This window comes from Pseudomonas sp. FP1740, from assembly GCF_030687165.1.
Lineage (GTDB): Bacteria > Pseudomonadota > Gammaproteobacteria > Pseudomonadales > Pseudomonadaceae > Aquipseudomonas.
Genome location: NZ_CP117461.1, coordinates 3,116,116 through 3,136,989 on the forward strand (window position 1 = coordinate 3,116,116; position 20,874 = coordinate 3,136,989).

Here is a 20,874-nt window from a genome sequence, read left to right on the forward strand (position 1 = left end):
CTATCACTGTTCGTAATTTCTAAATAATCATCGAGTCCTGACCATGGATCGTTTAAACGCCATGCGTGTATTCACGCGAATCGTCGAACTGGGCGGCTTCGCCAAGGCGGCGGACAGCCTGCAATTGCCGCGTGCCTCCGTGACCATTCTGATCAAGCAACTTGAGGCCCACCTGGGCGTGCAACTGCTGCAACGCACCACCCGGCAAATCAGCCTGACGCTCGATGGCGCAGCCTATTACCCGCGTTGCGTGCGGTTGCTGGCCGATCTGGAGGAAACCGAAGCCGTGTTTTCCGCTACTCGCCACAACCCCAAAGGCTTGTTGCGAGTGGATATGTCGGCGGGAGTGGGGCGTTTGATGGTGATCCCGGCATTGCCGCAATTCACTGCACGCTATCCCTTGATCGAGCTGGAAGTCGGTTTGAATGACCGGCCTGTGGATCTGATCCGCGAAGGTGTCGATTGCGTGTTGCGGGGCGGCTCGGCCCTGGACGAATCACTGGTGGCGCGACCGCTGGTCACACTGGATCAGGTCACGTGTGCGAGTCCCGAATACTTGCAACGTTGCGGGACTCCGCGGTGTCTGGAGGATCTGAAGGGGCATCAGATGGTGGAGTACTTTTCCAATAGCACGGGCAAACGCTACGGACTGGAGTTTGTCGTCGATGGGCAGTTGCGGTTGATCGACCTGCCCAAGCACGTCGCGGTCAACAGCTCCGATGGCTATCTGGCGGCGTGTGAGGCGGGATATGGCCTGGTCCAGGCTCCGTATTATCACGTTGCCCGTCAATTGAAGGAGGGACGTTTGATCGAGGTCCTGAGGGATGTGCCGCCACCGGGTATGCCGCTGACGGCGCTCTATCCTCCTCACCGCCAGTTGTCCCGGCGGGTTAGGGTATTTGTCGACTGGCTGGTGGAGCTTTGCGCTCAGTCGGGTAATGGTTTTTACAGAGAAGACTCACGCGGCTGAGCGGGCACCTATGGGGACGTCGGCGCAGCGGTGGCCTATCGTGGCGTTGGCGTTCTGCTGTAGATCGTCATGCAACTGTTGCATGTGTGGGCAGTTCAGCTTGAGGGGGCGAGACTGGACACCTCGATGAAACAGGGCGCACCAGCCATTGCCACCCAGCGTGGGCATCAGGCCGGTGAAGGCGAAGCCCAGCGCCGAAAAGCTTCGCAAGTCTCGTGTGAAGTGCCGGGACAGTTCGAGTCTGGCGCAGATCGTCCACTGCCTGGGCAGCTGCCAGAGCTGTTGGAGCAAGTGTCTGTTCAAGCGAGGAATGACAATATCGAACCGATGCTGGTGTTGCTTTATTTGCAAAGGCATCTCTGACCGTGACGCTATAGCCTGCCGGGTTCCGAACACCGAGCACAGGTGCTTCATGAGCACCCGGTAGCGTTCGGGCCAAGGGATGTCGGGGAGCGGGTGCTCGCATCCTTCGACCATGCGACACCCCATCACGATGGTTTCCGGGAGTGGTTCAGCGAATGGCGAAGGGACATAGTCGGGAAGCAATCCGGTGCTGTGAAAACCGATCTTTTCTGCCATGCGTTGAGTGTAGGGATGGTGGGTCACTTGCTTGATCGAAACGCTCGTGAGCCCCAGAGAACCTGACTGCCTCAATAACTCTCGGCCCAGGCGGGTTGCGATACTTTGTCCCTGTGCGGCGGGATGGACCACGCTGAGGGCCAGTTCCGCGGTATTCGAAAGCGTGTCGCGACACAATGCGGCATGCCCCAGAACGCGTGCGTCGTCCACGGCCAGCATCGATTGCCAGCGCCCCGCGGCGTGGTGCTGACTGATCATGTTCGGCAGGTAGACATCCGGCTGAACGTAATGATCGCCGTAGACCTCTCGGAACAGGTGGCTCACGGCACCTGCGTCGGAGGGGCGGTAAGCGCGAAATGTCAACCGGGTCATCACACAGCCTCCAGCGAGGGAGTGTCATACACTCGCAAATCCACCACCCTGAGTTGTTTGCCCGAGCGAGGGTGAAGCTTCAGCTCTGTGGTTGTGCAGGTCAGCACCCGCAACTCCAGCAGACCCTCGCGGCTTAGCTCGTCGATGGCGGGGTAGTGGGCAAGCAGCGCCTCACGCAATGCGCGGCGATCCGGTTCGACGGTTTGCAAGTGAGGTTCAGGCACCCATCTCACGCTCAACAGATCTTTGTGACCGGTCTGCTCGATCAGCAATTGCCATTGCTCAGTGCGTGCTGCACGCTGAACGATCTCGTGTATTTCTTCGGTAAACAGCGACAGCACACCTACTCGTATACGTTGACTATGGGCACTGCGCCCCTTGAGGGCGAATTTACGCATCGGGGTTGTGGTCGGTTCACGCCAACAAGCACGGTCTCCTACCGGGTAACGCAGCAGCGGCATGAGCTGGCGTGTAAGGTTGGTCAGTACCAACAACCCGATGCGATCGCATTCTTCAATCACTTCACCAGTGTGTTCATCGATGATTTCCAGCAGGGTTTGTGGTTCGAATACCCGATGCTCGCCCAATGCACAGTCGCGATCGCTGGCGCCAATGAGTCCGGCGTCTACGCTGGCATAGCCAATAGAGGCAATGCGTGCGTTGGGGAACACTTCTGCGAGCATTGCCAACTGCGCGGTAAACAGGCTTTCGCCGCCGTACAGCAGCGTCTCGACCCCGCACAAAACAAGCCGATGCTGCGCCAGGTAAGCCGCGAATCGCAGTAACTGTGCCGGCACTCCGGCCAGAACATTGATCCGATGTCGTGCGATGGCATCCGCCAGTACGTCGAGCTCGACGCTGCCGGTAAATGGAAACTCACAGATAGGTCGCCCGACATGAGCCAGGGAGTCGTGGATAAACAGAAAGCTGGCGTAGAGATCCCCTGAAAAAAACAGGTTGGCAACCCGGTCGCCGTTGTTCAGTTGAGCTGAGAGGCTGGCGCCGAACGTGCTGACCAAAGTTTGCCATTCCTCGGAGGAGTAAACCGCAAGTTTGCCCTGGCTGGTCGAGCCGCCGGTTTTAAATACCAGTGCATCATTGACATCTCCGGTCAGGACTGACCAATGACTCAAGTCGTTGCTACCGGACCAATAGTCGGCCACATTGGTTAATGGCAGATCTTTTAAAGTAAGCCTGTTCGCGGGCAAGTGTTCCAGATGTTTGCGGTAGAAGTTGGAGTGTTGTCTTATATAAGGTACAAGTTGTTCAAGCGAGTAAGTTGGCTTCACGGCGTTCTCTTTTATAGTGAGCGTCTTGCGTCGACTTTTTTATTTTCGTTGATCGATAATTAACGGTGTTTTGCCACTGTGTTTGTTTCGGGTGAATGCTTGTTCAGCGCATGTCGTCACCTCCACAATTAAAAGTTCAGCGCGCACCGCATTCGCCAAGGCTTCGTGGGTCAGCAGTTTTTCGTGTACCCAGGTGGCATCTGCATCCGCGAGAACGTGCATTCGCTCGATCCCGTCGGCGTTGTGGTCCAGGACCACTTGAATGGGGGATCCCACACTGAGTTCCAGCGCCGCAGGCGCAATGAATTCCGTGCCAATGCGCACCAGCTTGCCGTGCCGCTGCAGCAGTTCGAATCGTGGCGTCTCCAGTCCGCAAGGGCAGGCTCCGGGGATCCAGCGGCCGGTGTCGCCGATGTCATATCGGCGCACGTGCTGACCTTGCCGGGCGCGGGACGTAAACAGCAGCCGGCCGATCTCATGGGTCTGTACCGGCACATCCTGTTCGAGCTGAACGATTTCCAGATGCTGGGTTTCGCTCATCAAATGGAATACGCCGTCCGCCGTTGCCCGGCAGGCATGCCCCAGGGGGCCGGCATCGACGGAGCCATACAGGGCGGAGCGAATCGTCGACACCCCACAACTTTCCATCAGGCGCCGACTGGCTTCTCCTGGATGTTCGCCGCCAAGGAATACTTTTCCGATACCGGCATAAGCGCGAAGTCGGGCCTGCTCTTTGAGAAAAAGGCGATGCAGCGTACTGGGCATGCCGATCAGCACAGTGACACGCTGCTCCACGATCAGTCGGGCGATTTCGCTGAAGTCATCGTCCTGGGGAGCCCCCATGGGCAAATGCACAACACCCATCTGTTCAAGAATGTTGGAAAAACTGAAAAAACCACCATAAAGGTTGCCGCCGTAGAACAGGTTCATCACCCGGTCCATAGACGGATCGAGGCCAACGCAGAACATGCCATCGGCTGCGGCGCGCATTTGTCGTTGAAAGTCTTGATAGCTGAATCCAGCCAACGCCGGCGTCCCGCTGCTTCCGCCGGAACGGAAGTACAGCTGTGCGGCGGCCCCGATCGGCTGGGCCATAAAAGTGCATTTGTCCATGATCGGGTCATTAGATGTGTCAGGGGCAGGCGGAACCGGGTCGAGCGTCGCGCGGCCCGTCGACACATGCGGGGGCAAACTCACCGAGAGGCGGCGACTCAGACGCGACAGCGCGTAGACGCCATCGTGGGGCTCGCCGGTGTATCCGTCATGGATCGACTCGCAAGGCGCAATGCGACTGACGCCAGCATTGACCAATGTTCGAACGACCTCGGGCGTTTTTGCCGAGGAGCACATCAACGCGCAGCTTTGCAGGAAATTGCGCCAGGGCTGCAGCGTCTCGGCGAGCAGGTGCTGCGGAACCGGTTTGAGCATAATCGTACGAAACAGTGGTGACGGCGCGAGCGTTTGATGGTGCTCCCAGATGACACGCCATCCGAGGCCGGTCCACACCTGGCCGGTCTGATTGGCAAAGCACTGGCCGAGCCGCGCCATGGCGGTTCGGGTAGTGATTTCCGATGCTTCCTGATCTGTCGGCGTTAACGCCGGCCAGTGTGGGGCGCGACGGATGAAGGCTTCGGCCAGTCGATCTCCGAGGTTCTGCAGGACGGCCGGATCGTTGCTGTCCACCAGCACCCATTGAGGGCTGGAGCACGCCTGCTGATCCAGTCGACAGACTTCATCCACCAACGCATCGAGCGCCGAAGGGGTCGCCGCGTCAGGTGACAGATAAGCGAAGCTGATTTTGTGTCCCCAATCGATCCAGCGACAGCCGGACGGGATCTGCTGACGGATAGATTTAAGCGCCGTTTCCCCGCCCCAGGCGGAAACTCCATCGGCCTTGGCGCAGAGTTGAGCGATGCACGAGGTGTTCACCGGCAGTACCGCTACGAATTCGGCCAGTCTGCCGCTGGTGTCGCACTGCACAAGGGCGGCGAGCAACTGTGCGGTTAAACCCTGATCGCTGGAGCTGGGGCGAAGCCAGTTGATGTTACCGGCCAGCAGGCTTTCGAGGATCGCGCAGAACGCCAGCATCGGCGCATTGCCCGGGGTGATATGCACCACCAACCCCAACGGGTGCCAGCTTTCGAAGCACGGCTGCCGGTAGTCGATGCGTCGCAGCGAACGCGGTAGCTGGCCCAGTTCCCGCTCAAGCTTGGTGCTCAGGTTGCCGTGTTGGCAGAAATCGATCAGCCCTTGATATTGATCGTCGTCGAGGGACAGATCCAGGCTACGAGTTTGCAACTGCGCCGCAAAGCGAGCGGCGGACTCGATGACGGTCTCGCTATCGATCGGTGCGCAAAGCAGTCGCGGCAATGACTCTTGAAGGAGTTGCAGGGCGCTATGCGGGGTGACGTCATCACGCAACTGGCCATTGATCAGGTACATATCAAGCCCCCCCGATCAGTTCTGAAGCGGCCATGGCACAGCTGCGACTGGCGGTGGTGCCGGCACGTCCATGCAGTTCGAACCAATCGGTCGTCAGGCCGCATCCGCAACTGGAGCCGGGATGCAATGTCGCCAGATCACTCATGACCACCGCATGAGCGGGGCTGGACGAAATGTAGGGGGAAACGAACTCCAGCAAGCCGCGCTGGCCGTAGGGCTGGACAGTGAAGTCGGATGGGTTGCGCATGAAAACCTTCGAGTAGATCGGTACATGGAAATGATGGTGGGCGCACTGGATATAGGGCACGGCATGCTCTACAGCGCCGTAGCCGTCCCGACAGCGAGACAGGTCGATACCCAATTGCCGATTGACTCGGGCGTATAGCAGATGCAGGGGGATTTCCTGCGCGGCCTGGGTTTTCCAGCCACCTCCCAGAAACACCAGTGACTGGGCAGGCAACTGCAAATCGGCCACGCTGGTGTCCTCCATGCATTGAAGCGCGTGCGAAAGGAATGCCGGAAAACCGATAATGCGAACGGGTAATCCTTCCTCGGCAAACTCCTGCAAGGCACGAATTACACCGAAAAGGTCGAATTCGTGACCTTTTCCGGTCAGGCGCAAGCCGTAAACGACTCGGTTGATGGGGGCATAGCTGCAAAGAAACTGATCGGTGTAGGCCGTGCCCAACGTGATGGCCGCCTCGGGTTCATAGCTCAGAAGCAGGTAATTGCAGGGGGTGTGCGGAGTATCCCAGCCGTAATGCCGGAAGATGTGGCTCACCATGCCTTGTGCCGCGGTCATGCTGCGATGGTCGTAGCGCATGCGACTCTTCTGGCCGCTGGTGCCGGACGATGTCAGCTCCAACGCGTTCTCGCCTGTGGGGCCGAACAGCAAATGACGCTTGAAGTAGCTGGCGAAAATCGGTGGCAGCCTTGACCAGTCATCCAGTGCTTCCAAAGCATTGGCATCAAGCCCATTGGCGTTCAGCCAGCGTTCATATCCGGGCGTGTGATGACAATGAAACAGGCTGATTTCACCCATGGCCCGGTCGAACAGGCCTTCGGGCATGGATTCAAGGCAATAGGGTTGCGTTAACGCGCAAAGCGCATCGGCGTGGGGTAGATGGATCATCAAAAGACCTATGGGGGGGTGTCAGACGGCAAGCGTGATATGAGAGCGGTGCAGAAACAGTCGTAAGGGCGCCAGGCACAAGAGTCCCGTAAGACCGGCCATCAGGGCGAAAGCTTCAAGGCTGTCACCGGCACCCAGAGCGGCAATGATCGAGCCGCCGCTACCCATGACGGCAATGGAGATCATGCCGATCATGGCCGAGACCAGGCCTTTGCTGTCATCGCTGGAGAACAGGGCGAGCCGGTACAGCGCGGCATTGCTCATGCCGAGACCGATGGCGTAAAGCGATAGGCAACTGACCAACAGCACCGTTGAAGCACCGGTGAACGTTATGGTGATCAATGCAATGAGCCCGCCGCAAAATGGCCAGAGCGCATATCGAATCAGTTGGGGCAGTTCAGTGTTGGCAATCAATCGGTTGAGTATCAGATTGCCCAGAATGACGGCCGCAAATACCGGGATTTGCCACAGGCCATATTGCAGAGGAGAAAGTCCCTGGCTCTGGATCAGCAAGATTGGCGCCAAGCCGATCCAGGCAATCAACGGCAAGCTCATTAGTCCCAGGGCGACGGTAGCGTTCAGGAATTGTGTGTTGGTGAGCAACGCGGTGTATCGGCGCACAGTGCCGTTCCATTCAAAGGGCACTGCGGCCAATTGTTGACCGTCCTGGCGTACAGTGCCCACGGTTTCCGGCATGAACAGGTAAAGCCCGAGCCAGACCGTCGCGCCGCCGACACCCAACACTAAAAACAGCTCCCGCCAGGAAAGCCATTCCAGCGCCAGGCTGCCGAGCAGGGGGCCGAGCAGTGGGGAGAGCAGCGCAACGTTCCCCAGCAACGCCATGATTTTTACCGCGTCGGCTTCGCAGAAGACTTCTTGCAGGGCTGGATAACTGACTGCAATGACAAATCCCAATCCGATGCCCTGAATCAGGCGCAAGCCGTTAAAGGCAAGAATGCTCTGCACGTAGAACGCCATGGCACAGGCCAGGGCGAACACTGCACAACCGATGAGCAGCAGCCTGCGACGACCGAAGTGATCGGACAATGGTCCGATAAGCCACTGCAGCAGAATGCCGCCAATCAAGTAAAGATTGAAGGCATATGGAACGTGATTCGGACTGGCATCCAGTTGATGAGTTACGGTCAACATGGCCGGCATAATCATATCGCTGGCCATATAAGTCAGTAGTTCGAAAAGAGTGATTGCAAGGCAAAAACCAAATAATCGAGGCGGACTTATATCTATCAAAAGTTTGCGCATGGTGTTCCCGTTGGTGCTGGAGTTGGATAAGGCAGCAGAGCAAGAGTAACCATGGCTCATGAATAATTACATGTGCTTATGTGAGGCTAAGAGTTTCAAAATTTTTCGTTAAGTGTCTGGCTGGAAGTTCAGGGAAAAGAGGAGTGGGGTTTTGTAAATAAGACTACAGCGGGAATAGGAATAGTCCTACACAAAAATGCCCGCTATAGAGCAGGCATTTATACGCGACTTGTAGGGTGATTTCTTCATCTTGTGAGTGAATGGTAAGTTATTCGCTGGTCAAGAAAGCAGTTTAACGTTATCGACGCTGATAGTAGCCGTGTCCGTCACGGTCGTAATGGTGGCCGCCATGCCAGCCGTTATTAGGAAAAATGATGCAGCCACTCAGGGTCAGGAGGGCGAGCAGTGGAATCAGCCGTGTGATTCGACGGAACATTTTAAAAATCCTCATGGTTATCGCCGCAATGAAGTCAAAACTCTTCATCGGCTGTAACATGAGACCCCATTTGCAGCCCCGCATTCGCACAGAACTGTAGGGGTTTGGTATGCAATCGGATACAAACCGGATACATTTTTTTGGTTCAGGAACCCGTAATGACCCAGTCGCAACGTTTGAAATACTCGATTCTGATTTCCCTGGTGGTATTGGGGATCATGTTCGGCCTTTCCTGGCTGCAGAACGCAGGGTTCATCAGCGAGAAGCTGTTCCAGTACATCGCCATTGGCGTGGCGGTGGTCGTGGTGGTCATCAATGGCGTGATGCGTCGCAAGGTCAAGCCTTGAGCGACGCCTGCTGGCCTGATTGCTCACCATGAAGGACGGCTACAGCTTGTGGATGCAGGCTGTAGCTTTTGTCTGGATTGAGCGTGATCACGCCTTCACTGCACAGGCGTTTCAACACTTCGCGGACACTGAGAAAGGACAGGGGAATGTTCAGGTCCAGCAAATGACTGTGCACACCGCGCACACCCAGGCTGCGGTCGCCTTCGGCGGCGCTTAACAAGGCGTCGATGACTTTCAGGCGAATCAGGCTGGTCCGCAGGCCAAAGCACTTGAGCAAAAACCTGATCCGTTCGTTGCCCTGGCGTTCGGTCTGTTGATTGCAAGCACCGGAGCTCATGGCGCTGCCCTTTGATGCATGGCTACCAGCCGTTGGCAGTTGCGGGTTGTACATGCAAAAACTCCTTTCCAGAGCCTGATCATGAAAATGTGATGGGTGCTCTTGATCAATAAGACGAACGAGCCGGGAAATAATGAAGACCTGCATGTAGAAAATTTGTCGCCGCGACGTCAGCGCTCTGTGAGAAGGGCATCGGGGATGCCCTCAAAGACCTAATTTTTTTGGTGTTTGCTTCGTTTTTCTGGAAGGCGCATTGCGTGTCATACGTCTTTTCGATCAGGAGCGAGCGTGATTATTTCCAGGCAGTTAACCAGGTTGAGCCTGGCGGGTGTGTTTCTGGGGCTGAGCTTTGCGGCAAACGCGCGCAGTCAGCCAGAGCAGGCGACGGCCGACATCCGTCGAACCAGTTTCGGCGTACCGCATATCCGCGCCGAAAACGAGCGCGGGCTCGGCTATGGCATTGGCTATGTCTACGCTCAAGACAACTTGTGCTTGCTGGCCAATGAGATCGTCACCGTCAATGGCGAGCGTTCGCGGTATTTTGGCCCGGAGCAGGTGACGCTCGAGGAGCGCGGCAACCTGGCCAGCGATCTGTTTTTCAACTGGCTGAACACCCCTGAGGCTGTCGCCGGTTTCTGGCAGGCGCAAACTCCGGAAGTCCGTGAGCTCATTGAAGGTTATGTGGCGGGTTACAACCGTTCGCTGACAGAGCGTCGAGCGCAAGGTTTACCGCAGCAATGCCAGGGCGAATGGGTGCGCGCAATTACCGCCCAGGACCTGGTCAAGTTGACTCGTCGATTGTTGGTTGAAGGCGGCGTGGGTCAGTTTGCCGAAGCACTGGCCGGCGCGACTCCGCCTAAAGCCGTCGCTCATGCGGCAGGCGACCCGGAGTCGTTCCAGTTGGCGGCATCGCGCATGCAACGCTTCGCTCTGGATCGTGGCAGCAACGCCGTGGCGGTTGGCAGCGAGCGTTCGTTCAACGGTCGCGGAATGCTGCTGGCCAATCCGCACTTCCCTTGGGCGGGCGGGATGCGTTTTTATCAGATGCACCTGACCATTCCCGGCAAACTGGATGTGATGGGCGCCGCGTTGCCCGGTCTGCCGATGATTAACATCGGGTTCAATCAGCATCTGGCATGGACCCACACCGTGGATTCGTCCAAGCATTTCACCTTGTATCGCCTGCAACTCGATCCGAAGGAGCCGACCCGCTACCTGCTCGATGGCAAGTCCTTGCCAATGAAAAAGCAGACGCTGGTCGTCAGCGTGAAGCAACCCGATGGCCAGACCCGGCAGATTTCCCATGTGGTCTATAGCTCGGCGTTCGGGCCGATTGTGCAATGGCCCGGAAAATTGGACTGGAACAATCAGTTCGCCTATAGCCTGCGCGATGCCAACCTGGATAACGACCGGGTCTTGCAGCAGTGGTACGCGATGAACCGTGCCGTCAACCTCAAGGATTTACAGGCTTCGGTGCACAAGATCCAGGGGATTCCGTGGGTCAACACTCTGGCGGTGGATGATCAAGGGCAGACGCTTTACATGAACCTGTCAGTGGTGCCGAACGTCAGCGCTGACAAGTTGGCCAACTGCAGCGATCCTCGAGCCGGATTGCAGATGATCTTGCTCGATGGCTCCAACAGCGCCTGCGCCTGGGACATCGACCCGCACGCCGCGCAACAAGGCATTTATGCCGCAGACAAATTGCCGCAACTGTTGCGCAAGGATTTTGTGCAGCATTCCAACGATTCGGCCTGGATGGCTAACCCGGCACAACTGCTCACCGGTTTCTCGCCATTGATCAGTCAGGACAGCCAGCCATTGGGGCTGCGTTCGCGCTTCGCCCTGGAGCGCCTGAGCTTTTTGAACAAGGCGGGCCCTATAGCGGCGGCGGATCTGCAACACATGGTGATGGACGATCAGGTGTATCAGGCGGCCCTGGTGATGCCGGACCTGCTGCAATTCTGTGCTGCGGACCTCGGCACCGATGCGCCGACGCTGACGCCCTTGTGTGCGAGTCTCAAGGCTTGGGATCACCGAGTGAATCTGGACAGTGGGCTGGGCTTTGTGCATTTTCAGAACGTCATGTTGGCGTTGCAGCAAACCCCTGACTTCTGGCGTGTGGCGTTCGATACGAAGGACCCGCAACACACCCCGAGTGGCCTGGCAACCGAACGGCCGGAAGTCGCCCAAGCGGTTCGGGCGGCGATGTTGGCTTCGGTAGAAAAGGTCAAGGCCCTTGGCCTGAAGGCCGACAGCCGCTGGGGCGATATCCAGGTGGCCAGCAGTGGCGGGCAGCAAACGCCGATCCACGGCGGGCCGGGCACGCTGGGGGTGTATAACGCCATTCAAAGTGTGCCGAGAACCGACGGCAAACGTGAAGTCGTCAGTGGCACCAGCTATTTGCAGGTGGTGACGTTCGATGACGAGGGGCCGCAGGCTCAGGGTTTGCTGGCATTCTCGTTGTCCAGTGATCCGGCGTCGAAGTATTCCCGGGACCAGACACAGGCCTTTTCGAAGAAACAGTTGAGTGTGTTGCCATTTACCGAGCAGCAGATCACGGCTGATCCGCAGTACCAGGCTCAGACGATCCGCGAGCAGGATGAAAAAGCAGGGAAGGTCGCCGCGCAGTAACAGCGATAGCGTTTAAATGAAAAAGTGAAGGCCGCACCCCGCAAAGGTGGTGGCCTTCAGCTTTTTGGGGCTTGCTGCGGCATCGAATTGAGAACTGGATTGCCGTCCTTGTTGCGGGTCAGGTAGACCGGCAGCACCTTGGGCAGCGAAGCCACCAGGTTATTGAGCTCTTTGATGTTGTAGATACCGCCGAGGCGAATCGAACCAGCGCTGTGGTCCGCGAGCATCACCGGTTTGTTCAGATAACGATTGATCAAGGGCAGGGCGTCGGTCAGCGCCAGATTATCAAGCACCAGTTTACCGCTGCGCCAAGCCAGCGACTGGTCGTTGGCATCGGTCTGGCTGATTTGTGGCGTGAAGTCGCCGTGCCTGTAACGTGCCTGCATTGCAGGTTCCAGGCGTAGACCGTCGCCGGGCAGGGCATCGTTGCTGGTCACCAGCACGGAACCCTCGATCAGGTTCACGCGTACCTGGTCTTCATACATCCAGACATTGAATTGGGTGCCGGTGACGCGAATCCTGCCGTCGCCCGCCCTGACAATGAACGGGTGCTGCAGGTCGTGGCTGACGCTGAAGAAGGCCTCGCCTTTTTTCAGCGTGACCCGACGCTGATCCTTGTAGTTGCTGAACGTCAGTTCACTGCCCAGGTTCAGCTCCACCTGGCTGCCGTCACCCAGCGTGACCTGACGAACATTATCGGTCGCCTCGAAATGCTGGTAGGCATTGGGCAGCCACCCCAGGTTCCATCCGGTATACGCGGCCAGTGGCAGCGCCAGGGCGCAGATCGCGGCTGCGATGCCGAAAGTGCGCCAGGGTGTTGTCGGTTTGACCCGAACAACCGGCGCAGCGGATTCGGGACGAGGCAAATCCCCCGCAACATCCCAGATCTCCAGCATGGCTTCGTACTCGAAGGCGTGCAGCGGATGAGCATCACGCCATTGCTCGAACGCCAGGCGTTCCTCTGCCGTGCAGTCGGTGGCGTGCAGACGCATGCACCAGTGCGCAGCGGCATCGGTGATGGCGTCGTATTGGGCTTGTGAGAGAGAGTGGTCGGTCATTGACTCTTCCTGATTTCCTGCATTCTAACCTTGAGGGGAAGTCTGCGAGAACAACCGTCATGGCATTTCCCCATCAAAGTCGAAGTTATTTTCAGGGCACTGACATTGCGCCAGTGCCTGGTGACCGCGTTTCAGGGGGTGTCGACGTGAAGTTGACGTCCCAAATGAGAGATAAGCCAAGCGACAGAGTCAGCATTGGCCAGCTGGACAGCCAGTCTTGTCGTCGCATCCTTTTTGAAATGCGTGCGTGCTTCGGCCAGCGTTTTTTTTCCGGTCAAACTCAAAATCCGGTCACGTGTACGGTTGGTTTCCTCGTAGAAGGTTTGACCAAAATCTTCCCATACATTTGTATCGTCATTCAAAACGGCGAACAGTTCGGATAAGGGGGTATGGATTGAAAGTGCTTCCTTCTGAAGCTGTGTCAGCGCCTTGCTCAAATGGTTGCCACGAGTCGTAGTGGTATCAATCAGGTCGACAAACGGTCTGCTTGCATCCATGTAAGCAATATCCTCCGTGTCACAAATCACATGCGACAGCTCGTGGATCAACGTCGTTGCTCGGGCGTGGGCACGGATCGGGAACGTGGCATCGGTCATGTAATTACGGTAGTGATCCATGTAAGGCATAAAATATTTCTCTGCCAGGTAGATTTTTTTCTGCTGATCGGTGGGGATCGTGAAGGCAAACATATGGTCCCGGTCTCCGGGGTGAGCTCTCCCGGTGACGAAGCGTTCCGACTGCTCGTTCCTGAGGGTCGGGTCCAACAAGGCACCGAGGATGCCCTCTACGACCTTCTGGATCATCGTCACATGCTCGGGCGATATCTCCGCCACATCAAGAAACCTCCTGACGAGCTGATGAACCGGTGTCTTTGTGTCGCCTGTTTTTTTTAACAGTTGCAAGTTACGAAAACCGTTCCACGCATAGGTGGTTGCGTAATCAAGGCCTTCATCGATCAGCCGTGCCCGCACAGGGAAGAGCCGGCGTATTTCGGCCATTCCGCTGGCTTCGACGTTCATCCCCGCACGGACAGCGTTCCACGTTTTCAACCTCTTGATTAAGCTGTACTGCCGAACCAGCTCGTCCGGCTCCCGTACCCACTGTTTGGAAGCGTTCCGAGCAACATGGGGGCCGCTTCCGTCCGGACCGCTGATGCGCCAGCGCAGGCCACGTTTTTCGAGTTGATAGACCTTTCCTTCAACCGCACCGTATTTTTTCTGTGTGGTCGGGTGCGTGTAGAGCCCAAGGGCGGTGTCCCGGGTCATTGAGCCAAGGTCGGCATCAACGTGCTCGTGGTTCTGCAAACCGGTGCGTGCGGGATCGGTAGTGGCGATGTCCTGCCATTTAAGGCTGGCACTGGTTGCGGAGGAAGAAGACTCGCTGGCCGCTGCAGAGGGCTCTGCCTGGCCTTCCATTAACTGGCGCAACATCGCCAGTTGCGTGATGCCGCTGATAAAGGATGTGATCGCCGGGCCCCATTTGTGTTGTTGAAGCTCCTCCGCAGACTGCTTGACCTCACGATAGCTGCGCCACACGACAATCGGGTAGGCCAGTTTGCCCATCAGGAACGTATAGGCCTGTTCCAGATCGTCGCCCAATACACGTTTTACGGTTTCCCACTCGCCTTGAGCGTCTTTGTTGGACTGGGTGCCCAACAGTCGTGCGAGCAGTTTGATATTTTCGTTGAACAGGTGCCTGAACAGATGGCCCTTGATAGGCTTGAAGGCCAGACTGATCGTGCCGGACGCGTTCGTACCCGTCACCTGGGTGTCGTAATGTGTGCGGCCAGTGTCCGAAAGACTGTTGCGCACCCAACTTTGTAATGGACCTTGTGACTTGAGCTCGGTCAGCAACAGCTTTTCGCTTTCATATTCCTTCACGCCATGCTCAGGGCTATAGGGCGCGATCAGCACCTCGGGTCCCGGGGTGTTCTGTTTGGGGCCGATCAAATACATTCCCGGGACTTTGATCGACTGGTCTTTACCGAAGAGAAGCTCAAGTGGACGGATTATCGCATTCGTGCCGTTGACGGCCTCGCGGGCGATTGCATCGGGCATGTCCATGACCTGCCGAACGAGGTCGAACCCGGTTTCGCTCAGGCGTTCCTGCAGTTTTAGCGAATGCGCGTAGTGCAGCAGTTGCCAGGGCAATTGGGCGGCGAACAGCTGTCTGCAGGATTTCGCAGCGGTGCCGGTTTCGGCAAGCGCCGCCTCCACAAATTTTTTGTGGAACTGACCGACATTCAGCTTTCGTATCAGGCCTTTGATGTAAGGCTTGTCCATTTTGGCAGGGATGGCGGCAGAGGTGAGTGACTTCAACTTGAAGTCGGCACTGTCCAGTTCATCAAAGTGAGTCAATGCAAAAGCCGACAGTGTTAACGTCTTTGCCGCGGACATCAGGCGCGAGGCAACCTGCACCTGGACGTTGTCCGGATCAATGGCCAATTGATCGGCCTTGAGTAACTCTTTCAACTCGAACTGTGCCGTGCGTTCAAGAGAGCGCACGCCGCTCAGGTAATCCTTATCGTCCCGGGCATTGTTCAGATATTGCTGAAGCAGTTCTGCATGCAGTCTCTGATCCTGTATGGACGCTTTGGCCAACCATGCCGGAAGCTTTTGTTGTGTCGTCAGAGAGCGCGCGAGGTCTGTTGCCCGACGCAGCCCCGTCATCGGTTTATGCAATGCCACCAGGCTCAGTAGATTCTTCAGGACCGGTTCGGTCAGTGGGGAGGCCAATGCGCGTTCGACGGACAGTTGATCCAGCCGAACAAATGGTTTTTGTACGTGATCCAGAAAATTCTCATGAATCAGCTGTAATGGCGCGAGGGTAAAGGTGCGCCCCGATATTCGCTGGCTTCTTTCGAGATTCTCCAGAATCGCCGGGCGATCGTCCTCGCTCTGCAAACGTTTATTGAACGCTGTCAGCAGCGGTGTGAGGGCGGAAAAGGCTTCGAATCCCGAGGCGGGGGTCCATAAAATCGCCTTGCCGGAGTGGGTCGGGTCCAGGCCGCCGCGTTCGGTGAGTACAAAACAACTGGCGAGATCGAGCAAGTCACCGGAGTCGCCGGCCTTGAGCGCAAGGGAAAAGACATCCGGCAGAAACCCGTTCAGAGCTGCGCGTTGCAGCCGGACCGGCGTCTCTAGCACCGTCTTGATCATCGCCAGTTCCGTCGTCCCAAGCGCGCGGATGACACCCAGCAGCTTGTGCTCGCTACGCAATGCGGTAGTCAGGGTATGCACAAACTTGGGTTGCAGTTGCTCAAGGGACGAACGGGTGAGGGATTGTGCCGCCGCTAACGTTTTAACCGAAATGGACGGGTGTTTATCAAGCTGTTGCTCGAGTGCCTGCTTGACGGTGGAGAGGCTTTCCAGTTGTTCTTTTGCCGATTCAGCACGCACGGTGGCCGGTCGGGCATTCCATCGCTGATCGGCCCGGGTGCTCCAGCGGCCGTTTGCGTCGCCGGTCAACAGGCGATTGTCGATCAGGCCCCGTACATCCAGCGCATTGTCGAGCAACGCATGTACATTGAGCGTGCCTTCGCTTTCCCGGTACCGGCTCAGGGCGTAGGTCAGGTTCTGCCATTGCTTGGCCCGGACATCTTCAATGAGTCGCTCAAACACCTGGCCGCTAATCGGTTCTGCAATGATCAGGCGCTCCTGTGGCTCAAGCGACAGGAAGGTGCCGCGTTCCTCGAGGGACATGAAATTAAGCAGATTGTCCTCGTGCCCCTCGCTTTTGAGCATGGTCAGTATCGTGTCTTTTATCGCTGCAAGATCGGTACTGGCCTGGATGCCTGAGGAGTGGGTGTACAGGTAGCCCAAGGTGTCCGAGTTACCGCACATAAAGGTGGAAGCGAGCTCCACGTAATGTTTGTAGAGGGCGCTGACACGAACTGTCTCGACCCGTAACGGCAGGGCTGGCGTAGGCGCGGCGCCGCTGACGCTCATCAACTCCAGATATTCAGTGGTGTTCAAAATACCTTGCTGACGTTTTCGCAGCAGATCCACATGGTAGGCATCCCGCATGCCCTCGGCGAAAAAGTCGGAACGGGACCGCCCGCTGCTCATGGGAGAATTCCAGAAGGTTTCGAGCAGACTTTGCAGATGGGGCGTGAAGCTTTGCGCGATCTCTTTTACCTCGAGTTCCCAGGTCTGGTTATCAGCGTCGCTGCTCACACCGTGGCCGGGGTTGGAGAAGGTCCTGATGTCGCCATCCGGCCATTGATTGGTCAGGTAGAAGTGCAGCAGGGCATCGCTCAAAGACAGCGAAGAAAGCTTGCGCCGGTTTTCCGGGTTGTCGGTATTGGAGGAGGGAGACGCGCTGTCGATAAAACTATCCAGTTGCGTATGGCGCTGGTCCAGTTTGGGAAAATGCTTGGCCAAGGCGATGTTGAGCAGCTCGTCCAACATCGATTGCAGCGACGGAATTTTCACCAGTTCTGCCAGCATCGTCTGGATGTTTTGCGTCTGGTTGCGATCAAGGATCTGCTCCTGGTCCTGAAACCCCGCCCCCTCGATTTTTTGCGTCATCACTGTCAAGCCCATGGCGGCCAATGCAGTCGCCCGCTGTTCGATGGAGAGATAACGCAACAGCGCCTGCTTGCCGTCGTCCTGGCTCAGCAGTTCCTCGAGTTTCTCGATGAGGTCGGTCATGTCCGCGTATTTGACGAGACCTTTCCACGGTGTGTAGAGGATGACTTCGCCGTTGGCCTTGTGTTCGTTTTTGACGTCGTCTTCGACTTTGGGGTGACTCATGCAAAACGCACCGGCCAATGGAATGTCGGTCCCATCGGGCATCTTCAACATCAACCGATCTATTTGCATCGGAGTCTTTTGAGCTGCGCGAATCTCGTGGGTGGCGAGATAAACACCACCCTTCAACCATTTCAAATCGTCAAGAGTGAGATGCAGCGCTTTCTCGCGCTCGCCGAGTCGCCTGGCACTGGATGCACGTTCTGCCTCGTCGAAAAAATACGGCAGTGGTGGAGCAGTCATGAGTTTTCCTCGATAGGCTGCGATCGATGGCGATCGCAGGTCGTTGGGTCGAGGGAAAACAGTAGGACCAATGGAAAGTCCGGGTGCGGTACATATTGCTTGAGCTGATCCGTTGTCGCAGGCTTGACAGGACGCCGGTAAAACAGCGCTTAATCGACGACTTTTTTCGGTTGCCCTGCAACCTCGCTTGACCTGTTGCCCATACCCAATAATAAAACCGGAGCTTCAGATGACCGCATCGCCTGAAATGGCCGTCAACTCGAACACCCAAACCCTCGATTTCGACGCGCTTGTTCAATTGCTCGAACAGATTTTCCTGCGCCATGGCACCTCGGCCGATGTCGCCAGAACGCTTGCCCTCAACTGCGCCGGCGCCGAGCGTGACGGGGCTCACAGTCACGGCGTTTTCCGTATTCCCGGTTATGTGTCGACGTTGCAGAGTGGCTGGGTCAATGGCCAGGCCGTGCCGGTGGTCGAGGACGTGGCCTCGGGTTTTGTCCGGGTTGACGCCGGCAATGGATTTGCCCAACCGGCCCTCGCGGCGGCGCGGCCCTTGCTGGTGGAAAAAGCCCGCAATGCCGGCATTGCGGTGTTGGCGATCCGCAATTCCCATCACTTCGCCGCCTTGTGGCCGGACGTCGAGCCGTTTGCCGATGAAGGGCTGGTGGCGCTGAGCGTGGTCAACAGCATGACCTGTGTGGTGCCGCACGGTGCCGATCGTCCGCTGTTCGGGACCAACCCGATTGCCTTCGCCGCGCCCAGGGCCGGCGGTGCGCCGATTGTTTTCGACTTGGCGACCAGCGCCATCGCCCATGGCGACGTGCAGATCGCCGCGCGTAAAGGCGAACGCTTGCCAGCGGGCATGGGTGTGGACAGCCTCGGCCAGCCGACTCAGGACCCGAAAGCCATTCTCGAAGGTGGCGCGTTGCTGCCGTTCGGCGGGCACAAGGGCTCGGCGCTGTCGATGATGGTGGAGTTGTTGGCGGCGGCGTTGACGGGTGGCAATTTTTCTTTCGAGTTCGACTGGTCGAACCATCCGGGGGCCAAAACCCCCTGGACCGGGCAACTGCTGATCGTGATCGACCCGAGCAAAGCGGCGGGGCAGAATTTTGCCGAACGCAGTCAGGAACTGGTCCGGCAGATGCATGGTGTGGGGCTCAAGCGTTTACCGGGGGATCGGCGTCACCTGCAACGCGCCAAAGCCAATGTTGAAGGCATTGCGCTCGATCCACAGACGCTGGCGAATCTGCGGGAACTGGCCGGGCTCTGAGCCCGTTCCCACAGATCAATGGTTCAACGCCGACCCAACAACAGACCAACCACCAGGCCGAAACCCGCAGAGATGGCCACGGTTTGCCATGGATGGCCGCCGATGTAGGTTTCGGTGGCGTCGACCGCGGGCCTGGTCCGCTCACGAACACTGGTTACCGAGTCCCGGGCCTGCTGGAGTTTCTGGGCGATTTGCCCACGAAGGGTGTCCGCTTCCTCACCGACCAGTGAAGCACTGCTCTTGAGCAGTTTTTCAGACTCTTCGATCAGGGACTGAAGTTCGCTGAAGACCTGATCCTTGATTTGATCTTCGGCGACTTGATCGATGATTTTGCGCGCCATTGGAGTACTCCTTGCTGGTGAATGGACAGTGAACAATGGAGTCTGCCGCCGTGGCAAAAGTTGCAGCCATTTTGCGCGGTGGCTCACCCCTGACGAAAAATCCAGCGCAGGACATTTCTTCCTACAGTGTAAGATGTCGCCTATTTTACGCAGCAGGTAATTCCCCATGAGCTTCAATCTGGCCGACAAACCCCTTGCCGAGCGCGCCGCGCTTGAAGATGAAAAATCCCGTCTGTTCGAACTCTGGCAAAACAACCTGGGCAAAGCCAAGGGCGAAGCCGCACGGTTGTTCGGTGAGCGCGCCAAGCGCAAAGGCAAATGGGCCGAGTGGGTACGCGCCGAACTCGACGGCATGTCGCCCCCGGAATTCGCGAACATGGTGCGCAGTGAAGTCAATCGGCTGATGGCCGCTAAATAAACGCCCCGGAAAAAATCGCGGCAATCGCTTCACGCACTTTCAACACCACCGGATCGAGCTGAGCACTGGTGCGCCAGCCCAGTTCGATCGGGTAACGCGGCAGCGCCAAAGGGCAGGGCAGCAACGCCAATCCGCACAGTGCCGCAATACTTTGCGCCGCATGGGCCGGAATGGTCGCCACCGCCTGACTGCCCTTGAGCAGATACGGCAACGCGGCAAAGTGGGTGGTCGATGCGCATACCCGCCGACTCAATCCCAACGCGGCGAGGCCTTCATCGGTAATCCCGATAAAACCGCCCGAGGACACCAGAATGTGTTCGCGGGTGACGAACTCATCAAGGCTGAGACTCTGTTGTCCCTCGGCCAGGCTGAGAGGATCCACCAGGCATAGATAACCCCCTTCACCCAGCACCTGACGGCTGAGCAAACGCTCGGCAAACCCGCCTGCCGTGATCGCCAGATCGATGCTGCGTTCCATCAAGGCCCGGGCGACGATCTGGCTATGGGTCTGGCGAAAGATCAGCCGCAGCTTCGGCGCTCGGTGAGCGATTTCCTCGATCAATCGTCGCCCGTAGGCGATTTCGAAATCATCCGACAAACCCACCGTGACCGAGCGTCCGTCGTAGTGATGGGCCGCAGGATCGACCATGGCCAGGCTCTGCCGGCATTTGTTCAGTGCATCACTGACCACCGGTTTCAACTGGTCGGCCTTGAGCGTCGGCGCCAGACCTCGGCCGGTGCGCACGAACAACTGATCACCATACACCTCGCGCAACCGACGCAACGCCGCGCTGACCGCCGATTGCGTCACGCCAAGACGCAGGGCGGCGCGGCTGGCGCTGGACTCCTCATGTAGCGCTTCGAAGACTTTGAGCAAGTTGAGATCGATGGTGGCGATATTCATTTGGTTCATATCATTCAGCAGTCAGTCGGGCTTTATTCATGATCAGGTGGCGCCGGAGAATGAGCAACACTTCATTAACGACGGAGCC

16 protein-coding genes are annotated in these 20,874 nt (G+C 57.5%); 5 read left to right on the plus strand and 11 right to left on the minus strand.

From position 1 onward, the window contains the following. Window positions 1–43 precede the first annotated feature (43 nt). Entirely contained in the window at window positions 44–970 is a 927-nt protein-coding gene (locus PSH69_RS14130; RefSeq protein ID WP_305412592.1) for a LysR family transcriptional regulator, read from the plus strand. Here PSH69_RS14130 and PSH69_RS14135 read toward each other — a convergent pair. The 6 genes from PSH69_RS14135 to PSH69_RS14160 all read right to left on the minus strand — a co-directional run bounded on the left by PSH69_RS14135 (window position 959) and on the right by PSH69_RS14160 (window position 8,483). Beyond that, the gene (locus PSH69_RS14135) at window positions 959–1,921 is read right to left on the minus strand and encodes a GNAT family N-acetyltransferase (protein WP_305412593.1); all 963 of its coding nucleotides are present in this window, start codon (window positions 1,919–1,921) and stop codon (window positions 959–961) included. The genes PSH69_RS14130 and PSH69_RS14135 overlap by 12 nt on opposite strands. Next, on the minus strand, window positions 1,921–3,210 hold the full coding sequence (locus PSH69_RS14140) for a phenylacetate--CoA ligase family protein (protein ID WP_305412594.1): 1,290 nt from the start codon (window positions 3,208–3,210) through the stop codon (window positions 1,921–1,923). The genes PSH69_RS14135 and PSH69_RS14140 overlap by 1 nt, the downstream gene beginning before the upstream one ends. Window positions 3,211–3,249: 39 nt before the next feature. Continuing rightward, window positions 3,250–5,652, minus strand: a complete 2,403-nt coding sequence (locus PSH69_RS14145; RefSeq protein ID WP_305412595.1) for an aldehyde dehydrogenase family protein — start codon at window positions 5,650–5,652, stop codon at window positions 3,250–3,252. Between the two features lies 1 nt (window position 5,653). Continuing rightward, window positions 5,654–6,784, minus strand: a complete 1,131-nt coding sequence (locus PSH69_RS14150) for an acyl-protein synthase (protein WP_305412596.1) — start codon at window positions 6,782–6,784, stop codon at window positions 5,654–5,656. Window positions 6,785–6,805: 21 nt separating this feature from the next. Continuing rightward, window positions 6,806–8,047 carry an MFS transporter gene (locus PSH69_RS14155; protein ID WP_305412831.1) on the minus strand — a complete coding sequence of 414 codons (1,242 nt, stop codon included), beginning with the start codon at window positions 8,045–8,047 and terminating at the stop codon, window positions 6,806–6,808. 298 nt (window positions 8,048–8,345) lie between these two features. After that, window positions 8,346–8,483, minus strand: a complete 138-nt coding sequence (locus PSH69_RS14160) for a hypothetical protein (RefSeq protein WP_305412597.1) — start codon at window positions 8,481–8,483, stop codon at window positions 8,346–8,348. A 158-nt stretch (window positions 8,484–8,641) separates the two neighbouring features. On the opposite strand from PSH69_RS14160, the gene PSH69_RS14165 reads away from it, so the two are divergent. Then, entirely contained in the window at window positions 8,642–8,830 is a 189-nt protein-coding gene (locus PSH69_RS14165) for a hypothetical protein (protein ID WP_018926107.1), read from the plus strand. Here the strand turns inward: PSH69_RS14165 and PSH69_RS14170 are convergent. Then, window positions 8,820–9,221 (minus strand): fe2+ zn2+ uptake regulation protein, encoded by a 402-nt coding sequence (locus PSH69_RS14170; RefSeq protein WP_305412599.1) that lies wholly within the window; start codon window positions 9,219–9,221, stop codon window positions 8,820–8,822. The two genes, PSH69_RS14165 and PSH69_RS14170, sit on opposite strands and share 11 nt — an antisense overlap. 234 nt (window positions 9,222–9,455) lie before the next feature. On the opposite strand from PSH69_RS14170, the gene PSH69_RS14175 reads away from it, so the two are divergent. Beyond that, window positions 9,456–11,801, plus strand: coding sequence for an acylase (locus tag PSH69_RS14175; protein ID WP_305412601.1), 2,346 nt, complete (start codon window positions 9,456–9,458; stop codon window positions 11,799–11,801). 56 nt (window positions 11,802–11,857) lie between these two features. On the opposite strand, the gene PSH69_RS14180 is transcribed toward PSH69_RS14175, so the two are convergent. Beyond that, window positions 11,858–12,859 (minus strand): FecR family protein, encoded by a 1,002-nt coding sequence (locus PSH69_RS14180; RefSeq protein ID WP_305412602.1) that lies wholly within the window; start codon window positions 12,857–12,859, stop codon window positions 11,858–11,860. Window positions 12,860–12,990: 131 nt separating this feature from the next. Further along, the gene (locus PSH69_RS14185) at window positions 12,991–17,853 is read right to left on the minus strand and encodes a dermonecrotic toxin domain-containing protein (RefSeq protein ID WP_305412604.1); all 4,863 of its coding nucleotides are present in this window, start codon (window positions 17,851–17,853) and stop codon (window positions 12,991–12,993) included. Window positions 17,854–18,082: 229 nt separating this feature from the next. Between PSH69_RS14185 and PSH69_RS14190 the strand changes: the two genes are divergently transcribed. Further along, window positions 18,083–19,123: an Ldh family oxidoreductase gene (locus PSH69_RS14190; protein WP_305412606.1), complete on the plus strand. Its 1,041-nt coding sequence runs from the start codon at window positions 18,083–18,085 to the stop codon at window positions 19,121–19,123. A 23-nt stretch (window positions 19,124–19,146) separates the two neighbouring features. On the opposite strand, the gene PSH69_RS14195 is transcribed toward PSH69_RS14190, so the two are convergent. Then, window positions 19,147–19,464 (minus strand): YqjD family protein, encoded by a 318-nt coding sequence (locus tag PSH69_RS14195; RefSeq protein ID WP_019649979.1) that lies wholly within the window; start codon window positions 19,462–19,464, stop codon window positions 19,147–19,149. Window positions 19,465–19,630: 166 nt separating this feature from the next. Between PSH69_RS14195 and PSH69_RS14200 the strand changes: the two genes are divergently transcribed. Beyond that, window positions 19,631–19,882, plus strand: a complete 252-nt coding sequence (locus PSH69_RS14200; RefSeq protein ID WP_007983592.1) for a hypothetical protein — start codon at window positions 19,631–19,633, stop codon at window positions 19,880–19,882. On the opposite strand, the gene PSH69_RS14205 is transcribed toward PSH69_RS14200, so the two are convergent. Further along, window positions 19,875–20,795 (minus strand): LysR family transcriptional regulator, encoded by a 921-nt coding sequence (locus PSH69_RS14205; RefSeq protein ID WP_305412609.1) that lies wholly within the window; start codon window positions 20,793–20,795, stop codon window positions 19,875–19,877. The two genes, PSH69_RS14200 and PSH69_RS14205, sit on opposite strands and share 8 nt — an antisense overlap. Window positions 20,796–20,874: the final 79 nt, after the last annotated feature.